The 22,512-nt window shown below is 65.3% G+C and carries 14 protein-coding genes; 11 read left to right on the top strand and 3 right to left on the bottom strand.

What is annotated here, in order from left to right; translation table 11 throughout:
- Nucleotides 1-7 precede the first annotated feature (7 nt).
- The 6 genes from E5A73_RS19465 (at nucleotide 8) to E5A73_RS19440 (ending at nucleotide 12,614) form a co-directional block, all read left to right on the top strand.
- Nucleotides 8-1,966, top strand: a complete 1,959-nt coding sequence (locus tag E5A73_RS19465) for a glycoside hydrolase family 2 protein (RefSeq protein ID WP_240700286.1) — start codon at nucleotides 8-10, stop codon at nucleotides 1,964-1,966.
- 192 nt (nucleotides 1,967-2,158) lie between these two features.
- Nucleotides 2,159-5,152, top strand: coding sequence for a TonB-dependent receptor (locus E5A73_RS19460; RefSeq protein WP_135965507.1), 2,994 nt, complete (start codon nucleotides 2,159-2,161; stop codon nucleotides 5,150-5,152).
- A gap of 149 nt (nucleotides 5,153-5,301) precedes the next feature.
- Nucleotides 5,302-6,357 (top strand): glycoside hydrolase family 43 protein, encoded by a 1,056-nt coding sequence (locus E5A73_RS19455; RefSeq protein WP_135965506.1) that lies wholly within the window; start codon nucleotides 5,302-5,304, stop codon nucleotides 6,355-6,357.
- Nucleotides 6,358-6,505: 148 nt separating this feature from the next.
- Nucleotides 6,506-8,860 (top strand): GH92 family glycosyl hydrolase, encoded by a 2,355-nt coding sequence (locus E5A73_RS19450; protein ID WP_135965505.1) that lies wholly within the window; start codon nucleotides 6,506-6,508, stop codon nucleotides 8,858-8,860.
- Nucleotides 8,857-10,290, top strand: a complete 1,434-nt coding sequence (locus E5A73_RS19445; RefSeq protein WP_135965504.1) for a glycoside hydrolase family 125 protein — start codon at nucleotides 8,857-8,859, stop codon at nucleotides 10,288-10,290. The genes E5A73_RS19450 and E5A73_RS19445 overlap by 4 nt, the downstream gene beginning before the upstream one ends.
- A gap of 5 nt (nucleotides 10,291-10,295) precedes the next feature.
- Nucleotides 10,296-12,614, top strand: a complete 2,319-nt coding sequence (locus E5A73_RS19440) for a GH92 family glycosyl hydrolase (protein ID WP_135965503.1) — start codon at nucleotides 10,296-10,298, stop codon at nucleotides 12,612-12,614.
- A gap of 253 nt (nucleotides 12,615-12,867) precedes the next feature.
- Here the strand turns inward: E5A73_RS19440 and E5A73_RS19435 are convergent, their stop codons facing one another.
- Together E5A73_RS19435 and E5A73_RS19430 are read right to left on the bottom strand one after the other, a co-directional pair.
- Complete coding sequence (locus E5A73_RS19435; RefSeq protein WP_135965502.1) at nucleotides 12,868-14,067, bottom strand: ROK family transcriptional regulator; 1,200 nt, start codon at nucleotides 14,065-14,067, stop codon at nucleotides 12,868-12,870.
- Nucleotides 14,068-14,098: 31 nt separating this feature from the next.
- Complete coding sequence (locus E5A73_RS19430; RefSeq protein WP_206366549.1) at nucleotides 14,099-15,427, bottom strand: sugar porter family MFS transporter; 1,329 nt, start codon at nucleotides 15,425-15,427, stop codon at nucleotides 14,099-14,101.
- Nucleotides 15,428-15,538: 111 nt separating this feature from the next.
- Between E5A73_RS19430 and E5A73_RS19425 the strand changes: the two genes are divergently transcribed.
- The 5 genes from E5A73_RS19425 (at nucleotide 15,539) to E5A73_RS19405 (ending at nucleotide 21,941) form a co-directional block, all read left to right on the top strand.
- Entirely contained in the window at nucleotides 15,539-16,486 is a 948-nt protein-coding gene (locus E5A73_RS19425) for an ROK family protein (RefSeq protein ID WP_135965501.1), read from the top strand.
- 93 nt (nucleotides 16,487-16,579) lie between these two features.
- A complete protein-coding gene (locus tag E5A73_RS19420; RefSeq protein ID WP_135965500.1) occupies nucleotides 16,580-17,908 on the top strand; it encodes a sugar MFS transporter in 1,329 nt (442 codons plus the stop codon).
- A gap of 105 nt (nucleotides 17,909-18,013) precedes the next feature.
- Nucleotides 18,014-19,627 carry a DUF4153 domain-containing protein gene (locus E5A73_RS19415; RefSeq protein WP_135965499.1) on the top strand — a complete coding sequence of 538 codons (1,614 nt, stop codon included), beginning with the start codon at nucleotides 18,014-18,016 and terminating at the stop codon, nucleotides 19,625-19,627.
- Nucleotides 19,628-19,638: 11 nt separating this feature from the next.
- Nucleotides 19,639-20,343, top strand: a complete 705-nt coding sequence (locus tag E5A73_RS19410) for a response regulator transcription factor (protein WP_240700285.1) — start codon at nucleotides 19,639-19,641, stop codon at nucleotides 20,341-20,343.
- A complete protein-coding gene (locus tag E5A73_RS19405; RefSeq protein WP_135965498.1) occupies nucleotides 20,340-21,941 on the top strand; it encodes a sensor histidine kinase in 1,602 nt (533 codons plus the stop codon). Before E5A73_RS19410 ends, E5A73_RS19405 begins: the two co-directional genes overlap by 4 nt.
- Here the strand turns inward: E5A73_RS19405 and E5A73_RS19400 are convergent.
- Complete coding sequence (locus tag E5A73_RS19400) at nucleotides 21,907-22,500, bottom strand: TetR family transcriptional regulator C-terminal domain-containing protein (RefSeq protein ID WP_135965497.1); 594 nt, start codon at nucleotides 22,498-22,500, stop codon at nucleotides 21,907-21,909. The genes E5A73_RS19405 and E5A73_RS19400 overlap by 35 nt on opposite strands.
- Between the last annotated feature and the right edge of the window lie 12 nt (nucleotides 22,501-22,512).

The following is a 22,512-nucleotide window of genomic DNA, read 5'->3' as shown; positions in this document are numbered from 1 at the left end:
AAGATTGATGCGCACGATACTCCTCGCTTCCGCGCTGGCCTGGCTTCCTGCTGCGGCCTTGGCCCAGCAGGCGCCCGTCGATACGGTCTATACCGGCGCGATCACGACGCGTTGGGGCAAGGCGGTGACTCCGGAAAATGCGTGGCGCAGCTATCCGCGCCCGCAGCTCCAGCGCGACAAGTGGCTCAACCTCAACGGCCTGTGGGACTATGCGATCGTCAAGGCCGGCACGCCGCAGCCGCAGGCGATGCAGGGCAAGATCCTCGTGCCGTACCCGGTCGAGTCGCGGCTGTCGGGCGTCGCGCGGAAAGTGCTGCCCGAGGATCGCATCTGGTATCGCCGCACCTTCACCGTGCCTGCCGACTGGGCGGGGCAGAATGTCAGGCTCAATTTCGGCGCGGTCGATTACGAGGCCGTGATCTGGGTCAACGGCGCGGTGGTCGGCGCGCACAAGGGCGGATCGGACAGCTTCGGAATCGACATCACTACGGCGCTCAAGTCCGGCACCAACGAAGTCGTCGTCCAGGTCGCCGATCCGACCAGCGCCGGCAGCCAGCCGCGCGGCAAGCAGATCCTCGAGCCCGACGGCATCTGGTACACCGCGTCGAGCGGGATCTGGCAGACAGTGTGGCTCGAGCCGGTGTCGAAGCTCCACATCGCCGATGTCCGCGCGACGCCCAATATCGACACCGGCAGGGTCGAAGTCGATGTTGCGCTCAGCGCCTGGGCGAACGACACCGATGCGGTGCGGCTCAGCGTGCGCTCGGGCGGGCAGACGATCGCCTCGACGATCATCCGCGCCAACCGGCACGCCAGCATCGCGGTGCCCGGCGCGCATCTCTGGTCGCCCGAGGACCCGTTCCTCTACGATCTCGTCGCTGAATTGGTGACGGTGAAGGACCCCTATGCCGGCAAGGCCGAGCGCGACCGCGCGGCCTATGATGCACGCTTCACCCGCGGCGAAAGCGACACCTATGCCGCCGCGCAAGTCGCGGGAGCGCCGCGCGACACGGTCAAAGCCTATTTCGCGATGCGCAAGATCTCGGTCGGCCCGGGGACGGTCGCCGGCCAGCCGATGCTGCTGCTCAACAACAAGCCCTATTTCCAGAACGGCACGCTCGATCAGGGCTGGTGGCCCGACGGCCTGCTCACCCCGCCTTCCGAAGAGGCGATGCGCTACGACCTCGAGTTCCTCAAAAAGGCCGGGTTCAACATGGTGCGCAAGCACATCAAGATCGAACCGGCGCGCTATTATTACGATGCCGACCATCTGGGCATGCTGATCTGGCAGGACATGCCCTCGGGCGGCGGCGAGGACCAGTTCGTCGCCGGCACCAGCCAGAGCCAGGCGGTGCTGTCGTCCGACGTGATGAGCGACCAGCAGGCCGAGCTCTCGCAGATGATCGGCGACCTGCGCGCCTTCCCGTCGATCGTGATGTGGGTGGTCAACAACGAGGGCTGGGGGCAGTACGATTCCGCCACGCTGACGCGCTTCGTCAAAGGCATCGACCCGAGCCGGCTGGTCAATTCGGACAGCGGCTGGATCGACGTCGCGTCGCGCGACTCCGACGTCTTCGACATCCACACGTATGAGGACGTGCCCAAGGTGCCGGGCCGGCAGAGCGAGCGCGCGATCGTGATCGGCGAATATGGCGGGGTAGGGCGCCCGATCGAGGGGCATCTATGGCGCGCCGGCAAGCGCAACTGGAGTTACCAGGTCGCGAAGGACTCGACCGATTATCTCGCGCGCTATCGCCGCAAGTTCGAGGAAGTCGTCCGACAGGCCAAGGTTCATGGGCTGAGCGCCTCGGTCTATACCCAGACCACCGATGTCGAAGGCGAGATCAACGGCCTGCTGACCTATGACCGCGCCGTTTCCAAGGCGCCGGCCGAAGCATTCGCCGCGATGGCCAAGCCGCTTTGGCAAACGGCGGAGACCCCGGCCTCAATACCGCCGTCACCTTAATTGCAGTGCATTTCAACGCTTGCGGACGACCTCGCCAGGCAGGTCGTCGGGGGCGAAACACAAACTGACCCGATCCAATTGACAAATTGCTTTTAATATTCTGTGTTCGGGAAAGTTGGTCGCGGCAGTCGCCGCAGAGTCGACAACATGCCGGAGGCGAGGACGTCGCGGCAAAGGGAGGAGAAGAGGGACATGAAATTTCAGCATAACGAGCAGGGTGGTGCTTCGCGCAGGCGGTTCGCACGCGACCTGATGGTGTCGGCAAGCGTGCTCGTCGCACTCTGCGGGACGGCACATGCGCAGGACGCGGCGGGGACGCAGGGCGCCGGAACGGCACAGGCCGAACCCACCCAGGCCGATGATGCGGCCGAGGGCCAGGACATCGTCGTCACCGGCTATCGCGCTTCGATCGAAGAGAGCCTGTCGCAGAAACGCCAGGCCAATGCCTTCGTGGACGTGATCACCGCCGAGGATGTCGGCAAGTTCCCCGACAAGAACGTCGCGGATTCGCTCCAGCGCGTCCCCGGGGTCATCATCGAGCGCGACGGCGGCGAAGGCAGCAAGGTCAGCATTCGCGGCCTCAGCTCCGACCTGACGCTGACCGAACTCAACGGCAACTTCATCGCCTCCGCCGACGGCAGCGACGACCCATCGCGCTCGTTCAATTACCTGCTGCTGCCCTCGGCGCTGATCGGCAGCGTCGAAGTGTTCAAGTCGCCCGAAGCGCGGCTCGACGAAGGCGGCGTGGGCGGCGTCATCATCAACCGCACGCGCAAGCCGTTCGACCTCAAGCCCTGGTCGGGCAGCGTCTCGGCCGAAGGCACCTATTCGGACGTCACCAAAAAGGTCGAGCCCAACGTCACGGGGCTGGTCTCGTGGCACAACGAAGACAAGACGCTCGGCTTCCTGGTCGGCGGCACCTATCAGGTGCGCACCAATCGCTCGCTCAGCGCCTCCGCCGACAGCTGGCAGTGGTGGACCGACAGCAAAACCGCCGACCCCGCGACCGACGTCAACGGCAACCCCTATGCCAATGATTCCGCGATCGACTATTGGGACAATGGCGACAATGCCGGCCAGACCACTCTGGGCGGCAAGCGGTACAGCGGCTATTGGGCGCCCCAGTCGGTCGCCGAGACGATCACCGACCAGAAGCGCAAGCGCCTCGGCATCCAGGCGACGATGCAGGCCAAGCCGTTCGACAATCTCGAGATCACCGCGAACTATTTCCGGTTCCAGCTCAACGGCGATTATACGCGCAGCACGATCAAGGTTCCCGAATGGGGCTTCGGCCGGTTCTTCTCGGACGCGACGTTCGACAAGAGCGGCACGATCATGACCGGCGCGACCTTCACGGTTCCGCCCGAAGGCACCGGCTGCCGGGTGACCTTCTGCACGATGGAAACCCCCGCGCCGCAGGACACCTATGTCCGCGAGAAGAGCGTCTCCAACACCTATGACGTGCGCGGCAATTGGGAACTCGGCCACCTCAACGTCGATTTCGTATTCGGCAAGACCAAGGCCAAGGGCGGTCCGTCGTTCCAATTCTACGCCCAGGCCAAGCCGCGCAACGGCACCGTCAACGGCAATGCGCTCAGCCAGTGGAACTTCACCGATCAGTCGATCGCGATGGCATTCTCGCCCAACGTGATCCAGAACATGCTGAACGGCGTCGCCCAGATCGATCTCGGTTCGACCGGTTCGGGCTTCACCAACAGCACGCTCTCCCAGCGCTACGCGCAGGTGGACGTGACCCGGAGTTTCGATGCGTCGTTCATCGATTCGATCCAGGTCGGTGCGAAATGGCGTGACGGCCGCATCCATCGCGAGACCGGTAAGTTCGAATGGTATTCGGACGCTGCCAACACGCGGCGCTTCCAGGATACGCCGGGCGGCGCCTTGGCATTGCCGGAGATCTTCTACCCGACTTCGCTCGGCAACATCGCCGGCGGGTTCCAGACGACGGCTTTCCCGGCGATCAACATCCAGAACTATATCAGCTATCTGAACAAGACCTATAGCGGTCCGGTTCGCGTTCCCGAGCCGCAGAACGTGTACAACATCCAGGAGAAGATCTGGGCCGGCTATGCCCAGGCGAACTTCAAGATGGACAATGTCCGCGGCAATATCGGCGTCCGCGTGGTCAATACCAAGCAGGACGGCACGTCGACCGACCGCATCACCTACGAGAACGACTATTGCGTGAACGGGCCCCTTGGTCCGTTCGACCCGAACAAGCCCGTGGGCGCCGACGGCAATTGCACGGTGATCCCGGAAGCGGATCGCCAGGACCGCGTATTCAGCCCCAATTCGGAGAGCAAGAGCTACACGGACTTCCTGCCGAGCTTCAACATCTCGTGGGACGTGATGCCGAACCTGCTGCTGCGTGCGGCGGCGTCGAAGGTCATCGCGCGGCCGGGCTATGGCGATCTGGCGGGCTCGCGCGGTCTGACGTTCAACTCGGACGCGTTCGTGTTCGATCGCGCGGAGTTCGGCGCGCGGGCCGGCTGGTTCGGCGACGGCGGCAATTTCGACCTGAAGCCGTTCAGCGCATGGCAGTATGACGTCGGGGCGGAATGGTATTTCAATCGCGGCTCGGTGCTGGGCTTCACGCTGTTTCGCAAGGACGTGTCGAACTTCATCGTTCCGGTCGTGATCGACTTGCCGCAGGAGGTCGCCGGCGAAACCGTGACGGTCCAGCAATATTCGACTCAGGCCAATGGCACGAGTGCTGTGTCGCAGGGTGTCGAAGTCTATGCCCAGCATACGCTGGACTTCGGCCTCGGCGCGCAGGTGAACTTCACTTATAACGACACCTCGCAGGCCGCCGTCGAGCTGAACGGTACCAAGCTGGGTGAATCGGCGCTGGTCGGCAGCGCGAAGACCCAGGTCAACGCCTCGATCTTCTACGAGCATGGCCCGATCCTGGTGCGCGCTTCGTACAATCGCCGCGGCGAGGTCGTGCGCGGACTATCCTCGGGCATCAACCTCTATGACGATCCGTACGAGCAGGTCGATCTCAACGCGGCGCTCGACGTGTTCGAGAACTTCCAGATCACCGGCTCGGTCATCAACCTGACCAAGTCCGAACAGCGCCAGCATCTGGGCAACGACACGAAGGATCGCTTCACCGCGAACGTCTATTCGGGTCGCCGTGCCTATCTCGGCATCTCGTACAAGTTCTGACGTGTCGGCCCTGCTGACGCACGCACGATAAGCCCCCAAGGCTCCTAAGGAGGTGACTCGCTCGCGGGTCACCTCCACCTTTCTGCAAAAGGGGATTTCGTGCGACAAGCCGGCCATACCGGCGCAATATTATCGTTGGATCAGGCGGCATGAAGCGCAAGATACTCACTGGCCTCGCCACCGCGGCGGCACTGCTCCTTGCGGGCTCGGCGCCTGCGCCCAATCCGATCATAGCCGGCTGGTACGCCGATCCCGAGATCCACGTATTCGGCGGGCGCTACTGGATCTATCCGACCTATTCCGATCATGGCGCGACGCCTGATTTCTCCCCTGGCTTCACGCCGGCGCAGATCGAATTGCGCAAGCAGAAGATGGTGCGGCCGTCCTACGGCATCCAGACCTTCTTCAACGCCTTCTCCTCGCCCGACCTCGTCCATTGGACCAAGCACCCCCACGTCTTCGACGTGAAGAACGCCGCCTGGGCCGCCTTCGCGATCTGGGCGCCATCGGTGATCGAGGCGAACGGCAAATATTACATGTTCTTCAGCGCCAACGACATCCAGAAGGATGGCGAGCTCGGCGGCATCGGGCTGGCGGTGTCAGACAGGCCCGGCGGGCCGTTCAAGGATGCGATCGGCAAGCCGCTGGTCGGCAAGTTCCACAACGGCGCGCAGCCGATCGACCCGTTCGCCTTCCGCGACAAGGACGGACAGGTCTATCTCTATTATGGCGGCTGGCAGCATTGCAACGTGGTCCGGCTGAGCAAGGACCTCAAATCGGTCGTGCCGCATGCCGACGGATCGCTGTTCAAGGAAATCACGCCCCCCGGCTATGTCGAGGGCTCGTTCCTGATCCAGCGCAAGGGCGTCTATTACCTGATGTGGTCCGAGGGCGGCTGGACCGGCCCCGATTACAGCGTCGCCTACGCAATGGGGCCGAGCCCGGTCGGACCGTTCAAGCCGATGGGCAAGATCCTGCAGCAGGATTTCAAGATCGCGCGCGGGGCAGGGCACCATTCGGTGGTCCAGGTCCCCGGCACCGACGAATGGGTGATCGCCTATCACCGCCGCCCGCTGGGCGAGGAGCGCGGCGAGCATCGCGAACTGGCGCTCGATCGGCTGGTATTCGCTGCCGATGGCACGATAAAGCCGGTGGTGATGACCAACGAAGGTGTCGCGCCGCATCCGCTCCGTCGAACTCGATGAAGGTCGTCTCTCACTTGTCCCAGCTGTTCCCCGGCGAAGGCCGGGGCCCATTCTCGAAGTTACATGAAATGACGGGCTGCCATCTCTACGCCGCCGCAACTGGACCCCGGCCTTCGCCGGGGAACAGCTATTCAGGGAGAGAATTGTTTTGAAGATCTTCGCTCGATCGCTGCGCTGCGCCGTTGCCCTCCTCGCGACCACCGGGCTTTGCCTCCCCTCGTTCGTGCCGGTCGCCGCCGCCCAGACCGCGCAGCGGGAAGCGTTGGTCGATCTCGCCAACCCGCTGATGGGCACCGATTCGAGCCACGGGCTCTCCTATGGCAACACCTATCCGGCGGTCGCGGTGCCGTGGGGGATGAACTTCTGGACCCCGGTCACCGGCAAGATGGGCGATGGCTGGGGCTACACCTACGATGCCGAGAAGATCAACGGCATCAAGCAGACGCATCAGCCGAGCCCGTGGATGAACGACTACGCGGTCTTCGCATTGTTCGCCGAGACCGGTGCGCTCAAGATCGGCCAGGACGAGCGCGCGAGCTGGTTCAGCCACAAGGCCGAGGAAGCGCGGCCGTACAAGTACAAGGTCTATCTCGCCGATTACGACGTGACCGCCGAAGTCGCGCCGACCAATCGCGCCGCGCAGTTCCGCTTCACCTTCCCGAAGAGCGACGACGCGCATATCATCCTCGACGGCCAGAATGGCGGAGCGATGGTCAAGGTCGATCCCGCGCGGCGGCGGATCACCGGCTATGTCAGCAACAATCACGGCGGCGTGCCCGACAATTTCCGCAACTATTTCGTCGCGGAGTTCGACAAGGACTTCGATGTCACCCGCACCTGGGACAGCAACGGCCAGTTGAGCGCCGCGCTGACTCGCGAGGATGGCCGCGCCGGAGCGGTGGTCAGCTTCAAGACCCGCGATGGCGAGCAGGTCGGCGTCAAGGTCGCGTCGTCGTTCATCAGCCTCGACCAGGCCGAGCGTAACCTGGCGCGCGAAATCGGCCGCGACAGCTATGACGCGACCGAGGCCAAGGCCAAGGCGGCATGGGAACACGAGTTCCGGAAGGTCGAGGTCAGCGATCCCAACATCGACAACCGCCGGGTCTTCTATTCGGCGCTGTACCGCATGCTGCAATTCCCGCGGATGTTCCACGAGATCGACGCATCGGGGAAGACCGTCCATTACAGCCCCTATGACGGCAAGGTCCATGATGGACCGCTGTTCACCGACAACGGCTTCTGGGACACGTGGCGGGCGGTGTTCCCGTGGTTCGCCCTGGTCTATCCCGAAGTCGACAGCCAGATCATGCAAGGGCTGGTCAACACCTATAAGGAATCGGGCTGGCTCCCCGAATGGGCGAGCCCCGGCCACCGCGACGTGATGATTGGTTCGAACTCGGCCAATCTGATCGCCGACGCCTATCTGAATGGCGTGCGCGGCTTCGATGTCGAGACGCTCTACGAAGCGATGGTCAAGAATGCGACCACCTCCGAGGGGCGCCCGAAGGACAAGCGCGGCAACGTCGTCGGCGCAGTGGGCCGGGAGGGCGTCGAGTTCTACAACCAGCTCGGCTATGTTCCCTATGATGTCGGGATCAACGAGAGTGCCGCGCGCACGCTCGAATATGCCACCGCGGACTTCTCGCTGTCGCGGCTCGCCGCGGCGCTCGGCAAGACCGAGGATGCCAAGAAATACGCTGCGCAGGCGCAGAATTACCGCAAGCTCTACGATCCCGAATCGGGCTGGATGCGCGGGCGCAACAAGGACGGCAGCTGGATGAAGCCGTTCAATCCCTATGCGTGGGGCGATGCCTTCACCGAAGGCAATTCGATGCATTACAGCTGGTCGGTGATGCAGGACGTTCAGGGGCTCATCGACCAGATGGGCGGCGACAAGAAGTTCGTCGACCGGCTCGACTCGATCTTCACGCTGCCGCCCTTGTTCGAGAACAGCTATTACGGCTCGGTGATCCATGAGACGCGCGAGATGCAGGTGGTCAACATGGGGCAATACGCCCATGGCAACCAGCCGATCCAGCACATGATCTATCTCTACGACTGGGCCGGCCAGCCGTGGAAGACCCAGAAGCACGCCCGCGACGTGATGACCAAGCTCTATTCCGCGACCCCCGACGGCTATCCCGGCGACGAGGATAATGGCCAGACCTCGGCCTGGTACGTGTTCTCGGCGCTCGGCTTCTATCCGGTGACGCCGACCGTCGGTGAGTATGCGATCGGCAGCCCGCTGTTCGAAAAAGTCCGGGTCACCATGCCGACGGGTAAGGTCCTGACGATCGAGGGCGTCAACAACAACGCACAGAACGTCTACATCCAATCGGTGACGTTCAATGGCACGAAGCACGACAAGACCTGGCTAACCCGCGAGGCGCTGCAGGCAGGCGGGACGTTGCGTTTCGTGATGGGGCCGACGCCCAACAAGCAATGGGGCGCCGACAAGGCCAGCGCGCCCTTCTCGATGAGTGCCCCCGGAGAGCGTAAATGAACCGTCGTGAACTGATTGCCGGCGCCGGCGCACTGGCCGCGGCGGCATCGCTGCCGGCGCGCGCGCTGGCAGCGGACAGCTTCGTCTCGAAGCGTCCGGCGCCCGGCGCGCGGCGCTTCGTCAGCAAGGCGGTCGAGGCCGAGATCAAGGCAGTCAAGGCCAAGATCGCCGATCCCGAGATCGCGTGGCTGTTCGAGAATTGCTATCCGAACACGCTCGACACCACGGTCGCCCAGTTCGGCACCTTCGACGGCAAGCCCGACGCGGTGGTCATCACCGGCGACATCAATGCGCTCTGGTTGCGCGACAGTTCGGCGCAGCTGCAGACCTATGTCCATCTGGCGCCCAAGGACGCCGAATTGCGGCGGCTGTTCCATGGGCTGATCCAGCGCCAGGCGCGCTGCATCCTGCTCGATTCCTATGCCAACGCCTTCATGGAAGACCTGTCGAAGAAGACCGATCTCGAATGGTCGCAGACCGACAAGACCGACATGAAGCCGGGCGTCGCCGAGCGTAAATGGGAAGTCGATTCGCTTTGCTACACGCTGCGCCTCGCGCACGGCTATTGGACCGCGACCCGCGACAAGGCGCCGTTCGACGATCTCTGGTCGCAGGGCGCCAAGCGCGTCGTCGCGACCTTCCGCGAGCAGCAGCGCAAGGACGGGCCCGGGCCCTATCACTTCCAGCGCGTCGACAAGTCGCCGACCGAGACGCTGATGCTCGGCGGCTATGGCGCGCCGACCGCGAAGGTCGGGCTGATCCATTCGATGTTCCGTCCGTCGGACGATTCGACGGTATTGCCGTTCCTGATCCCGTCGAACCTGTTTGCGGTATCGGCGCTGCGCCATGTCGCACAGGTGCATCAGGAGGCGCGCGGCGATGCCGAAGCGGCGCAGGACTGCCTGGCGCTCGCTGCCGAGGTCGAAGCAGCGTTGAACGCGCATGGCAAGATGTCGGACGGGCAGGGCGGCGAGGTCTGGGCGTTCGAAGTCGACGGCTTCGGCAATGCGATCTTCATGGACGACGCCAATGTGCCGAGCCTGTGCGGGCTGGCGTTGCTCGGCGCGGTCGATCGCGACGACCCGCTGTTCCGTCGCACCGCCGCGCTCGCCTGGAGCAAGCGCAACCCCTATTTCTTCCAGGGCAGCGCGGGCGAAGGCATTGGCGGGCCGCATGTCGGGATGGACATGATCTGGCCGATGTCGATCATCGTCCACGCCCGCAACAGCGACGACGACGCCACGATCCTCCAATGCCTGCGCTGGCTCAAGGCGACGCATGCCGGTACCGGCTTCATGCACGAGAGCTTCCACAAGGACGATCCGAGCAACTTCACGCGGAAATGGTTCGCCTGGACCAACGGATTGTTTGGCGAGCTGATCCTCGACATCGCCAAGCGCAAGCCTTCGCTGCTTTCCAGCCGGATCTGATACCCATGCTCACTGCCAATCGCCGCCAGCTGCTCGCCGGAACCGGGATCGCCGCGCTGGGCACTGCCGCGCCATCGCTCGCGGGTACGCAGGCCCGGCCCGCAGCAACCAAGCCTGACCTGTTCATCGGCACCGGCGGGCATGGCCACACCTTTCCCGGGCCGTCGCTGCCGTTCGGGATGGTCCAGCTCGGCCCCGACACCGACAATAGCCGCTGGGACGCGTGCTCGGGCTATCACCGCACCGACGGCTCGATCATGGGCTTCTCGCACACCCATCTCTCGGGCACCGGCATCGGCGACATGCTCGACGTGCTGGTGGTGCCGACGCGCGGGCCGCTGGAGCTCGATCCGGGCAAGCTCGACGATCCCGATACGGGCTATCGTCAGCGCTTCTCCGAAGAACATGCCGAGCCCGGTTACTACCGCGTCAAGCTGGAATCCGGGGTGCTCGCCGAGCTGACCGTGACCGAGCGCACCGGGCTGCACCGCTATCATTTCCCCAAGGGGGCCGGCCACATTCTGATCGACTTCGCCCACATGATCCTCGACGTGTGGGACAAGGGAACGATCGTCGACCAGGCATCGCTGGCGATCGATGCGAACGGCGTGCTCACCGGCAGCCGCCGGGTGCATCGCTGGGCCAAGGGCCGCCAGATCCATTTCGCGCTGCAGCTCTCGCGCAAGCCGAGCCGCGTCGAATTCTTTGGCGACGACAATAAGCCCGCGGGTGCCAGGGGCGTCACCGGCAACAAGCTCAAGGCCGCGCTCTTCTTCGACGAGGCGGGCGGCGCGCCGATCCTGATCAAGACCGGCATTTCGGCAGTCGACGTCGCCGGCGCGAAGGCGGCGCTCGCTGCCGAGGCTTCCGGCTGGGATTTCGACAAAACCGCCACCGCCGCGCGCCGCGCCTGGGCGAAGGAACTCGATCGCGTCCGCGTCGAGGGCGGCACGCCGGCTCAGCGCACGATCATGGCGAGCGCGCTGTATCATTGCTTCCTCGCGCCGACGCTCTTCACCGATCGCGACGGACGCTATGTCGGGATGGACCGGCAAGTGCATCAAGCGCCCGCTGACACGCCCGCATTCAGCACCTATTCGCTATGGGATACGTATCGCGCGCTCCATCCGCTGCTCACCCTCGTGCAGCCCGAGCGCGCGGCGATGTTCACCCGCGACCTCGTCCGCCAGACCCAGCAGAGCCCCTATGGGCCGCCGGTCTGGCAGCTCCAGGGCGTCGAGACCGGCTGCATGATCGGCTGGCATTCGGTCTCGGTGCTCGCCGAAGCGCATGCCAAGGGCATCAAGGCGGATTATGCCGCCGCTTGGCCCAATATCCGTCGCCGCGCCTTCGATCGCACCTTCAAGGACAGCGACGGCTCGCTCGGCCGCTGCTATTATTACGATCTCGGCTACATCCCCGCCGACAAGATCTGGGAATCGGTCAGCCGCACCCAGGAATATGCCTATGACGATTGGGCAATGGCGGTGCTCGCCGACGCGGCAGGCGCAAAGGACGATGCCGAGACGCTGCGCCAGCGTAGCCGGAATTACCGCAATGTGCTCGACGCCAAAACCCGCTTCGCCAAGCCCAAATTCTCGGACGGCGAATGGTGGGCGGATTACGACCCGATCCAGATCGGCCACGAGCCCAAGAAGCATCGCGACTATACCGAGGCCAATGGCTGGCAGGCGACCTTCCTCAACCAGCACGACGTCCACGGCCTGATCGAGCATTTCGGCGGCGACGCGGCGTTCGAGAAGCAGCTCGACGCGTTGTTCAACGCGCCATCGACGCTGCCCGAAAATGCGCCGCCCGACATTTCGGGGCTGGTCGGCCAATATGCGCATGGCAACGAACCCAACCACCACGTCGCCTATCTCTATGCCTTTGCCGGCGCTCCGTGGAAGACGCAGGCGATGGTCCGCCGGCTATGCGATGAAATGTACAAATCCGATCCCGACGGCGAGATCGGCAACGACGATTGCGGCCAGATGAGCGCCTGGTTCGTGCTGAGCGCATTGGGCTTCTATCCGGTCGATCCGGTGAGCGCAGTCTATGTTTTCGGCGCACCCTTGTTCGACCGCGCCGAGGTCCGGCTGGGGCAGGGAAAGACTCTGCGCGTCGTCGCCAAGGGCAACGCGCCGAATGCACCCTATGTCCAGTCGGTGCGCTGGAACGGCAAGCCGTGGACACGCAACTGGATCAGCCATGCCGATCTGGCGAAGGGCGGTGAACTGGTGTTCGAGATGGGCAGCAAGCCCTCCCGCTTCGGCACCGCCAAAGCCGATCGCCCGCCCTCGTTCGGGCGGGTGCCGGTGTAGCAATCTCCGTCTCCCGAGGGACAGGGAATAATGCTGGAAATGTAGGAAATGTTCTGCTTTCGTTCGCCGCATGGGCAAGCGCGCAGCACCCCGCATATCGATCCACCGATTGACTCGCACATGCGCAAACGAGTCAAGCGACCGAAAGTTGACTCGGCCCTCTAAACGGCAAGACCCACGTAAATCCGTGCTTTTCTCAGCCAACCAAAAGGTTGGGCCGCCGAACTCGCCAACCCTTTGGTTGGGCGTCGGGTCAAGCGGAAGCCTTCCACAAGGCCGCCTGTTTGGGCAGCAGGAAATGGCTGAACGGCAGGATCGCCGCGCCGACCGCGGGGGCGTCTTCGGACAATGCCGCGCGTATCACCGGCGCCACCGTCGGGAGCATTCCCGCACGCTCCTGCATCAGTTCGTTGGCGCGCTCGGCCAGCCGTTCGAGCAACGCGGTCGGCAGCCGTCCACCGACCAGCACCGCGGCGGGGTTGATCAGGCAGTTGATCGCGTCGAGCGGCACAGTGAGCCGCAGCGCTGCGTCTTCGAGCCAGGCGGCGACGCAGGCCTTGGCCGCCGCGTCCGGATCGGCGTCGCCCATCACGTCGTCGAGGCTGCAGCCGTTCTGCTCGAGATGCCGTGCCAGCCCCGACAGCGAGACCATCTGCTGGACCTGCTCGCCGGGCGCCGCGCCATCGGCGGCCCGCATGAAGCCCAGCTCGCCGCTGCGTCCGTCGGCACCGCGCAGATAGGAGCCGTCGACGACCAGCCCGCCGCCGAGACCCGACGAGATCAGGATGTAGAAGAAGCTGTTGTTGGTATGCCCGAGCCCCAATTGCATCTCGCCCATCGCCGCGGCAGCAGCGTCGTTCTCGACGAAGGTGGGCAAATTGAGCGGCTCGCGGAACAGCTCGGCGATGTTGACGCTGTCCCAGGTCGCATAGTCGGCGGGCCGCCCCGGCAGGTCGACCAGCCCGAGATCGTCGGGGATCGCGATCCCGAGCCCGACGACCTTGGCGATATCCACCTTGGCCTTGCGCAGCATGTTCTTGATCGAGCGCCGATACAGTCCGCGGACGTGATCGGGCAGCGCGAAGTCGACTTCCTCGGAGACGCGCATCAGCGTCTCGCCCGAGAAGTCGACGAGCACGATCGTGATATGATCGCGGTCGATATTGACGCCGATCGAGTAACACGCATCGGGCCGCACCACGAGCTTGGTCGGCGGCTGACCGCGGCCGCCGCGGCGCTGCCCGGCTTCGTCGATGAGCCCGTCCTGAAGCAGCCGCTTGGTGATGTTGGCGATCGCGGGTCCGGTCAGACCGGTGATCCCGGCGAGCTCGACGCGGGTAAGCGGCCCGAGCACGCGAATCGCGTGAAGCGTCACGCGCTGGTTGTGGTCGGCGGCGCGCTCGAGATTGGTGCCGGAAAGGCGGGGGCGGGTGCGGGTCGTCGTGGCCGTCATGCGGTAGCGCTATCAATCATCTTCAAGCGTGTCATTCTCGGCCCTCGACTGTCCGTTCCATCGTCTCCAGCGCAACCCCGCGGGTTTCGGGGAAGTAGCGCCAGATCACGCCAGCCTGCACCAGCATCGCGCCGGCGAACAGCCAGAATGGCAGTGCCTGGGTATATTGCGCCACGACGGGAAAGCCAAAAGCGATCAGCGCATTCATCCCCCAATGTGTCGCGCTGCCCAGCGACTGGCCGCGAGCCCGGACTGCGGTCGGGAATATCTCGGACAGGTAGACCCAGATGACGGCGCCTTGCGAGATGGCGAAGAACAGGATGAAGCCGATCAGCGCGGGGAGCAGCAATGCCTGCCCCTGCCCGGTCGAATAGATGAGCGCGACGGCGGCGAGCGCGGCAGCGGTGCCGAACGCGCCGACGAGCAGCAACGGTTTGCGGCCGACCCGGTCGATGATCGCCATGCCGAGCAAAGTCGCGGCGAGGTTGGCCACGCCGATCGCCACCGCCTGCAAGTCGGCGGAGACGGTGTCGAAGCCCGCCGCGGCGAAGATGTCGCCGAGATAATAGAGGATCGCGTTGATGCCCGAGAGCTGGTTGAACATGGCGAGCCCAATTGCGAGCAGGATCGGGCGGCGGTGCACGCTCCAGCGCAGTCTGGCGTCGCCCGGCGCGGTGGCGCCTTGGGCGAATTGGGCGAACAGCGTATCGGGATCGCCCATCGATAGCGTCTCGAGCGCCTCCTTCGCCTCGCCGGTCCGTCCGCGATGAAAAAGCCAGCGCGGACTTTGCGGCACCCGCAGCATCAGGACCAGAAAGAGAATCGCAGGCGCCGCGGCGACGCCCAGCTTCAGCCGCCATGCCAGTTCGCCGTCAGTGGCCTGCCCGATCACGAAATTGCTGACATAGGCGCCAAGGATGCCGAGCACGATACTCAGCTGGAAGAAGCCGACGAGCATGCCGCGGCGCGCGGGAGGGCTGACTTCGGCGATGTACACCGGCGCCAGCACCGACGACCCTCCGATTGCCAGCCCACCGAGAAAGCGGAAGGCGACCAGCATGGCGAGGCCACTGCTCAGCGCCGAGCCGAGCGCCGAAACGATATAGGCGACGGCGATCCACAGCAGGATATTGCGGCTGCCATACCTGTCGCCGGGGCCGCCCGCGCCGAGCGCGCCGACCAACGTCCCGATCAACGCAGCCGATACCGCGGCCCCGAGCTGTGCCGGCGAAAGCGCGAACGTGCCGCGCAGTGCATCGGTCACGCCCGCGATCACCGCGGTGTCGAATCCGAACAAAAGCCCGGCGAGGCTGGCGGCGATAATCGCCGATGGGTTCAGCTTGGCGTTGGTTGCACTCATCGCAATCCTCTCCTCGGCCATTGAATTATGAAATTTGGATTATTAATGCGGTCGACGGGCTGTACAAGCCCAAGGATTCTCAGGCGGACAATAGCCGCGAATGGAGGGGGAATGTCCAACGGTTTGCCGTCGTCCGGCGGAGTAGGCGTATCGGACGGCGCGGCGGCGGGCGAACGGCCCTTTGCGGGCGTCGAGCTGGGCGGCACCAAATGCGTGTGCACGCTCGCCTTCGGGCCCGATCACGTGCTCGACCAGCGCACCGTCCCGACCACCAGCCCCGCAGAGACGCTCCCGGCGTTGCTCGAGGTGCTGCACGAATGGCACCAGGGAGTCGGGTTTGCTGCGCTCGGAATCGCTTCGTTCGGCCCGATCGAACTCGACCCGCGCTCGCCGCGCTACGGCCAGATCCTGGCGACCAACAAGCCGCGCTGGCCGGGAACCGATGTCCGCGGCGTGCTCTCGGCGCCCTTCGACGTTCCGGTCGGCTTCGACACCGACGTCAACGGCGCGGCACTGGCCGAGATCGCCTGGGGCTGCGGAAAGGGAATGGACGACTTCGCTTATGTCACGATCGGCACCGGCGTCGGCGTCGGGCTGGTCGTGCATGGCCGGCCGACCCGCGGGTTCGCACATGGCGAATGGGGTCATATGCGCGTACCGCGCCTCGCTTCGGACACCTATCCCAGCGTCTGCAGTTTTCACGATGATTGCGTCGAGGGCCTGGCCTCGGGTTCGGCCCTGGTGTCGCGCCTTGCCGGCCGCACGGTCCGCGAACTCGCCGAGGACGATCCGGTCTGGGAACCGATCGTCGGCTATATCGCGGCGATGGCGCATGCGCTGGTCTGCGGCGCGGCACCGCGGCGGATCGCGATCGGCGGCGGGGTGCTCACTGCCCAGCCGCATCTTCTCGGGCGGATAGAGCAACGGCTGCTCGAAAGCCTCAACGGCTATATGCAGATGCCCGAGGGCGGGCATTACGTGACCGAACCTGCGCTCGGCGACATGGCGGGGCCGCTCGGCTCGATTGCACTGGCCGCAGCCGCGGTGGACGCGGCATGACTCGCCAATTGGGCAAAGCCGTGCGAATTAGCCAATCAAACATAAGAAATGCGGGCACGAAGCGGCGCTCGCGGCATCAGGAAGGATAAGGCCTTGGCGCGATCGAGCTCCCGGAGCACCACGCTGGCATTCGCCGCGGTGACGACATTGTTCTTCGCCTGGGGGTTCATCACCTCGCTGATCGACCCGCTGGTCGCGTCGGTGAAGGGGATCTTCACGCTGACCAATCTGCAGGCGCAGGCCGCAGCGTTTGCGTTCTTCATCGCCTACGGCCTCGTCTCTTTTCCAGCGGCCGCCTTGCTGTCGCGTGCCAAATCGATCCCGACGATCCTGATCGCCCTGGGGCTGATGATCGCCGGATGCCTGGTGATGCTTGCCGCGGCCAACCTCGCGGTGTTCACCCTGGTGCTGCTCGGGCTGTTCATCCTCGCCAGCGGGATCACCATTCTGCAGGTCGCCGCCAATCCGCTCGCCGCCGCGCTCGGCGATCCGCGGCGCAGCCACCTCCGCCTGACGCTCAGCCAGACCTTCAATTCGTTCGGCACCTTTCTCGGGCCGCTGCTCGGCGCGCACCTGTTTCTCAAGGGCGTCGAGGTCAAGACGGGCGAGGTGATCACCGACGCGGTCCGCGCCAATGCGCTTGCCGGGATCGATTCGGCCTATCTGTGGATCTGCGGCTTGATCGCGGCGCTGGCATTGTTCTTCTGGCTCAGCCGCCGTGTGGTTACCGACGCCGCTCCGCCGGTCGCTTCCACAGCCGGCCTGTTCTCTGCGCTCAACTCGCGCTGGGCCTTGTTCGGCGGTCTGGCGATCTTCCTTTATGTCGGCGCAGAGGTGTCGATCGGCACCCAGATGGCGCTTTTGCTCAACGACAACAGTGTGTGGGGGCATTCGGATGCGGCGTTCGGCGTGCCGGTGCTCGGCTATCTGATGGGCAGCGACGGGGTGCCCGGGGTTTCGCTGCAGGAAGCCGGCAAGGCAGTCGCGCTCTATTGGCTCGGCGCGATGGTCGGCCGTGCGATCGGCTCGGGGCTGCTCGCGGTGGTCCGCGCGCATCTGCTGCTGGCGTTGTTCACTGCGATCGCGTCGGCGATGTGCTTCTACGTCTTCGCCGTCGGCGGGGTGACCGCGGGCTTCGTCGCGCTGTCGATCGGTCTGTTCAATTCGATCATGTTCCCTGTGATCTTCACGCTGACCCTCGAGCGCTCGACGGGAACGGTGGAGTCGACGTCGGGCCTGCTCTGCACCGCGATCGTCGGCGGCGCGTTGCTGCCGCTGCTTGTCGGCGCGGTGTCCGACGGGAACGGCTATGCCTTCGCGCTGATCGTGCCTGCGGCCTGCTATCTGGCCTTGTGCGTGTTCGCGTTCCTCGCGGGGCGTGCGCCGATCCTGCGGCGGGAAGCGGCAACTTCGGTCCACTGAGCTCTGCACCGGATCTGCACGGGAAGCGCGCCATAGGCTGACGAGGACCACCGCGCGATCGGCACATCGCCGAGCGAGAAGGCACCCAGACAATGGGAGCTTTCCATGCGGTCGCGAATATCATCGAGCTTCATCGCCAAGGCCGTGGCAGCGGCCGCGTTGGTCGGGCTGGCGGACTGGCTGTTCTGGGTGCCCAAGGGGGTCGGCTCCACGCTCGGCTTGTTTGCGCTGGCTTGGACGGCCGCGACGCTGGCGCTGACCCCGACGGTTTGGCGCGACCGCCGCAGCTGGATGGCCGCCGCCGGGGCATTGCTGCTGGCGGTGCCGCTGCTTGATGCGCCCGGAATGTGCGCCATGGTGCTGTTCTGGACCTGCCTGACGATGATGGTGTTGCTGCCCCGCAGTGCCGGCTTCGATCATGCCGGGCGCTGGGTGCTCCGGCTGATCCTGCACGGAACCACCAGCCTCGTCGGCCCCTGGCACGATATGTTGCGGCTGCGCGGGCCGCTGGGCCGGAATTTGCCGAAGCAGCGTATCCTCCCGCTGCTGCCGCTGCCGCTGATCGGCGGCGCAATGTTCCTCGCTTTGTTCGCCAGCGCGAACCCGGTGATCGGCGATGCGCTCTACCGCATCGGTGCGCCGCGCTTCGACGATGAAGCGATCGGCCGGTTCGTATTCTGGGTGATGATCGCAACAACGGTCTGGGCGACGTTGCGCCCGCGCCGGGTCAATCTTCCAACGTTCGCACCCTCGACCGGTGCGCCGTTGCTACTTCCCGGTGTCTCGACCGGATCGGTGCTGCTTGCCTTGCTGATGTTCAATGTGCTGTTCGCAGTGCAGAACGGCCTCGATCTCGCCTTTCTGTGGAGCGGCGCGCCGTTGCCCGAGGGGGTGACGCTGGCCGATTATGCCCATCGCGGCGCCTATCCCCTGATCGTCACGGCGCTGCTTGCCGGCCTGTTCGTTCTCGTCGCGCTCCGCCCCGGCTCGTCCACGGCAGCAATTCCGGCGATCCGGCGGTTGGTAGTGCTGTGGATCGCGCAGAACGTATTTCTCGTTGCTTCCAGCATCCTCCGTACTGTCGATTATATCGAAGTCTATTCGCTGACCGGTCTGCGCATTGCAGCCCTGATCTGGATGGCACTCGTGGCGCTCGGCCTGGTACTGATCGTCTGGAGGATGTTGCGCGGCCGCAGCGCGGCATGGTTGATCAACGCCAATGCCGGTGCCGCGTTGCTGGTCCTGCTGGGATGCACGATGGCAGATCTTGGCTCGACTTCCGCGGCGTGGAATATCCGCCATGCGCGAGAGGTCGGAGGCAAGGGGGCGGCGCTCGATCTATGCTATCTCCGCGAGCTCGGCCCGTCGGCGTTGACTTCGCTGGTCGCGCTCGAATTGCGCCTCGATCTGAAGCCCGATTTCGCCGAGCGTGTCGCTTGGGTCCGCCATGAAGTGCTGGTTGAGATGATCGACGGGCAATCGGGGGGCGAATGGACGTGGCGGAATTCGCGCCGGCTGCGACAGGTTCGCTCGATGCTCGCCGCAGGCAAGCTGCCCGCATCGCCATCGCGAGGCCCGGCTGGCCGGGGTTGCGACGGTGCGCTTCTGCCGCCGCCCGCGCCGGAGCCCGCGCCCCCGGTCGAACCCGCCACGCCCGCGCCCTCGGTCGCTGAGCAGATCCTGCCACGGCCGGCATTGACGAACGAGGCTGCGCAATGATCATGTGCCCCATGCCGCGCACCATCCTGATCGCCGACGACGACCCGCACATCCGGCAGTTGCTCGCCTTCGCCTTTGCCAAGGCCGGGCTCGACACGATCGAGGCCGGTGACGGCGAGGCGGTGCTCGATCTGGTTGACAAGCAGCGCGTCGATCTGGTGGTGCTCGACATCAACATGCCCAGGATGGATGGGCTCGAAACGTGCCGGCGGCTGCGCGCCGCCGGCGACTTGCCGATACTGTTCCTGTCGTCGCGCGACGACGAGATCGACCGGGTGCTCGGTATCGAGCTCGGTGCCGACGATTATGTCGTCAAGCCGTTCTCTCCGCGCGAAGTGGTCGCGCGGTCGATGGCGATCCTGCGGCGGGCGAGCGCGAAGCCGCCCGCGACGGACGAAGGACGGCGGATCGAGCATGGCCGGCTGGCGCTCGATGTCGATGCTTGGCGCGCGACCTGGGCGGGCGCCGAGATCGCGCTCACCGTCACCGAATTCTCGATCCTGCGTACGCTCGCGGTGATGCCTGCCAAGGTATTCAGCCGCGATGCGATCATCGACCGGCTTCACGGCCCCGGCTTCGCCGTTACGGATCGGACGATCGACAGCCATATCCGCAATCTGCGCGGCAAGTTCGCCGGCGTCGGTGGCACCGACGTGATCGAGACGCGCGCCGGCGTGGGCTATCGTATCGGGAGCTGCACAGGCGCGGCGGCGTGATCGCTGCACTGAAGGCAGGCGTCAAGCGGCACTGGCCGGCGCTCAAGCTGCGGACGATTCTGTTCGGGACCTTGCTGTTCACGGCGGCGCTGCCCGGCGCGGGCGCGCTGTTCTTGCGTGTCTACGAAAACACGTTGGTCCGGCAAACCGAGGCTGAGTTGATCGCACAGGGGGCGGCACTCGCCGCAGCTGCGCAGGCGCAGTGGCCTGATGTAGAGGCCAGCGCCGCCGACCCGCGTTCCTGGCGCGCGGAAGCGTCGACCATCGACCTGCGCACTACCCACGTCTTTCCGGAACGCCCACACGCGCTGCCGCGTACTGGTCAACCCGCTCCCGACGCGATCGCGATGGCGCGCCGACTCCAGCCGATCCTCGTCGCCACGGCGCGCACCACGCTCGCCTCGCTCCAGTTGATCGACCGCAACGGCATTATTCTGATCGGCCATGAAGCGGGCGGGAGCTATGCCCAACTGCCTGAAGTCGCCGCGGCGCTGCGGGGCAAAGTGGGAACGGTGCTGCGCACCAACGGCGCCTATAGCCAGCGTTATGCCTTCGAGTGGCTCAGCCGCGCCTCGTCGCTGCGGATTCACCACGTCCGGCCGATCATCGTCAACGGGCGCGTGGTCGGCGCGCTGTTGCTGTCCCGTTCACCGCGCGCGCTGTTTCGCGGGCTCTATGAGGATCGCGGCAAGATCCTGCTTGGGATCGGTTTGATTTTCGTGATGCTGCTGGTGCTGACCGGACTATTGTCGCGCGGTATCGCCCGACCGATCGAGGCGCTCGGCGAAGCGACTCGTGGCGTCGCCAAAGGCACGGGAGCGGTGCCGGAAACGCCGGTCACCGCGGCGATCGAAATCCGCGCACTGTTCGAGAATTTCCGCGCAATGGCAGCGGCGATCGACCGACGCTCGCGATATCTGCGCGATTTCGCTGCCTCGGTGAGCCATGAGTTCAAGACCCCGCTCGCCGGCATCTCGGGCGCGATCGAGCTGTTCGAGGATCACGGCGCGACGATGACGCTCGCCGAGCGCGAGCGTTTCCTTGGTAACATCAAGGCCGACGCCGCACGCCTGTCGCAGCTCGTCACGCGGCTGCTCGATCTCGCCCGCGCCGACATGGCGCAGCCCGATCCCGACGTCACGGTCGATGCGCTGGCCATCGTCCGCCGCGTCGCCGATGCGCATGACGGCCCGGGCTTCCGTGTGCAGATCGCCGAACCGCCCACACTGCCGCGTGTCGCGGTCCAGGCCTCGACGATCGAGATGGCGCTGACGACATTGATCGAGAATGCCCGTCAGGCCGACGCTACCGAAGTCAGTATAGCGCTGAGCCGGACCGGCGATGCGCTGGAAGTGTCGGTGAGCGACAATGGCGGCGGCATCGTGCCCGCCGATGCCGAGCGCGTCTTCGAGCCGTTCTTCACCACGCGCCGCGCGGTGGGGGGCACCGGTCTCGGCCTCGCCATCGCCGTGTCGCTGCTCCAGGCCGAGCAGGGCGCGATCACGCTCACGCCTTGCGTCGAACACGGCTCGCGGTTCGTCGTCATGCTGCCGGTGGCGGCGATTACCGAACCAGCGCCGCGATCTGCGCCTCGGTGATGGCGCGGGCTTCGTCCGCGTCAAGCGCCGCGGGCGACAGGCAGAGCTCGAGCCACAGCCCGTCGACCAGCGCGGTGATTGCGATCGCGGCCCGCCGCGTTGCAGCCGGAGCAAGCCCGCAGGCGGTGAGCAATTTCTCCAGCTCGGCGCGATAGCCCGCATATTGCGCGTCGTGGAGCGCAGCGATTGCCGGCTGCGCGACCACCAGCCCCCAGAACGCCGTCCAGGTCGCGAGTAATGCAGGATCAGCAATCGGCGGCGCGAAGCTCGCCGCCACATAGGTATTGAGCCGCGCCTGCGGATCGTCGCCGGCCGCGGCGACCGCGGCATCGAGTGCGGCCGAAACCTGCTCGCTTACCTGCGCATACGTGGCCGCGATCAGCGCATCGACGCCGCCGAAATGGTGCGCAACGAGCCCGGGTGACACGCCGGCCTCGGTAGCGATAGCGCGCACCGAGGCGCCGTTCGCGCCGCCGCGCGCCAGCACCCGCGCCGTCGCCTCGATCAGCGACAGACGCCTGGCATCGGGCGCGACCCGGTTGAAGGCGGGCTTGCTCATCGCTCAAGCTTA

The sequence above is a fragment of the Sphingomonas gei genome (assembly GCF_004792685.1).
GTDB lineage: Bacteria > Pseudomonadota > Alphaproteobacteria > Sphingomonadales > Sphingomonadaceae > Sphingomonas > Sphingomonas gei.
Note: the sequence above shows the minus strand (reverse complement) of the source record. Positions and strands in the feature narration are given on the sequence as shown.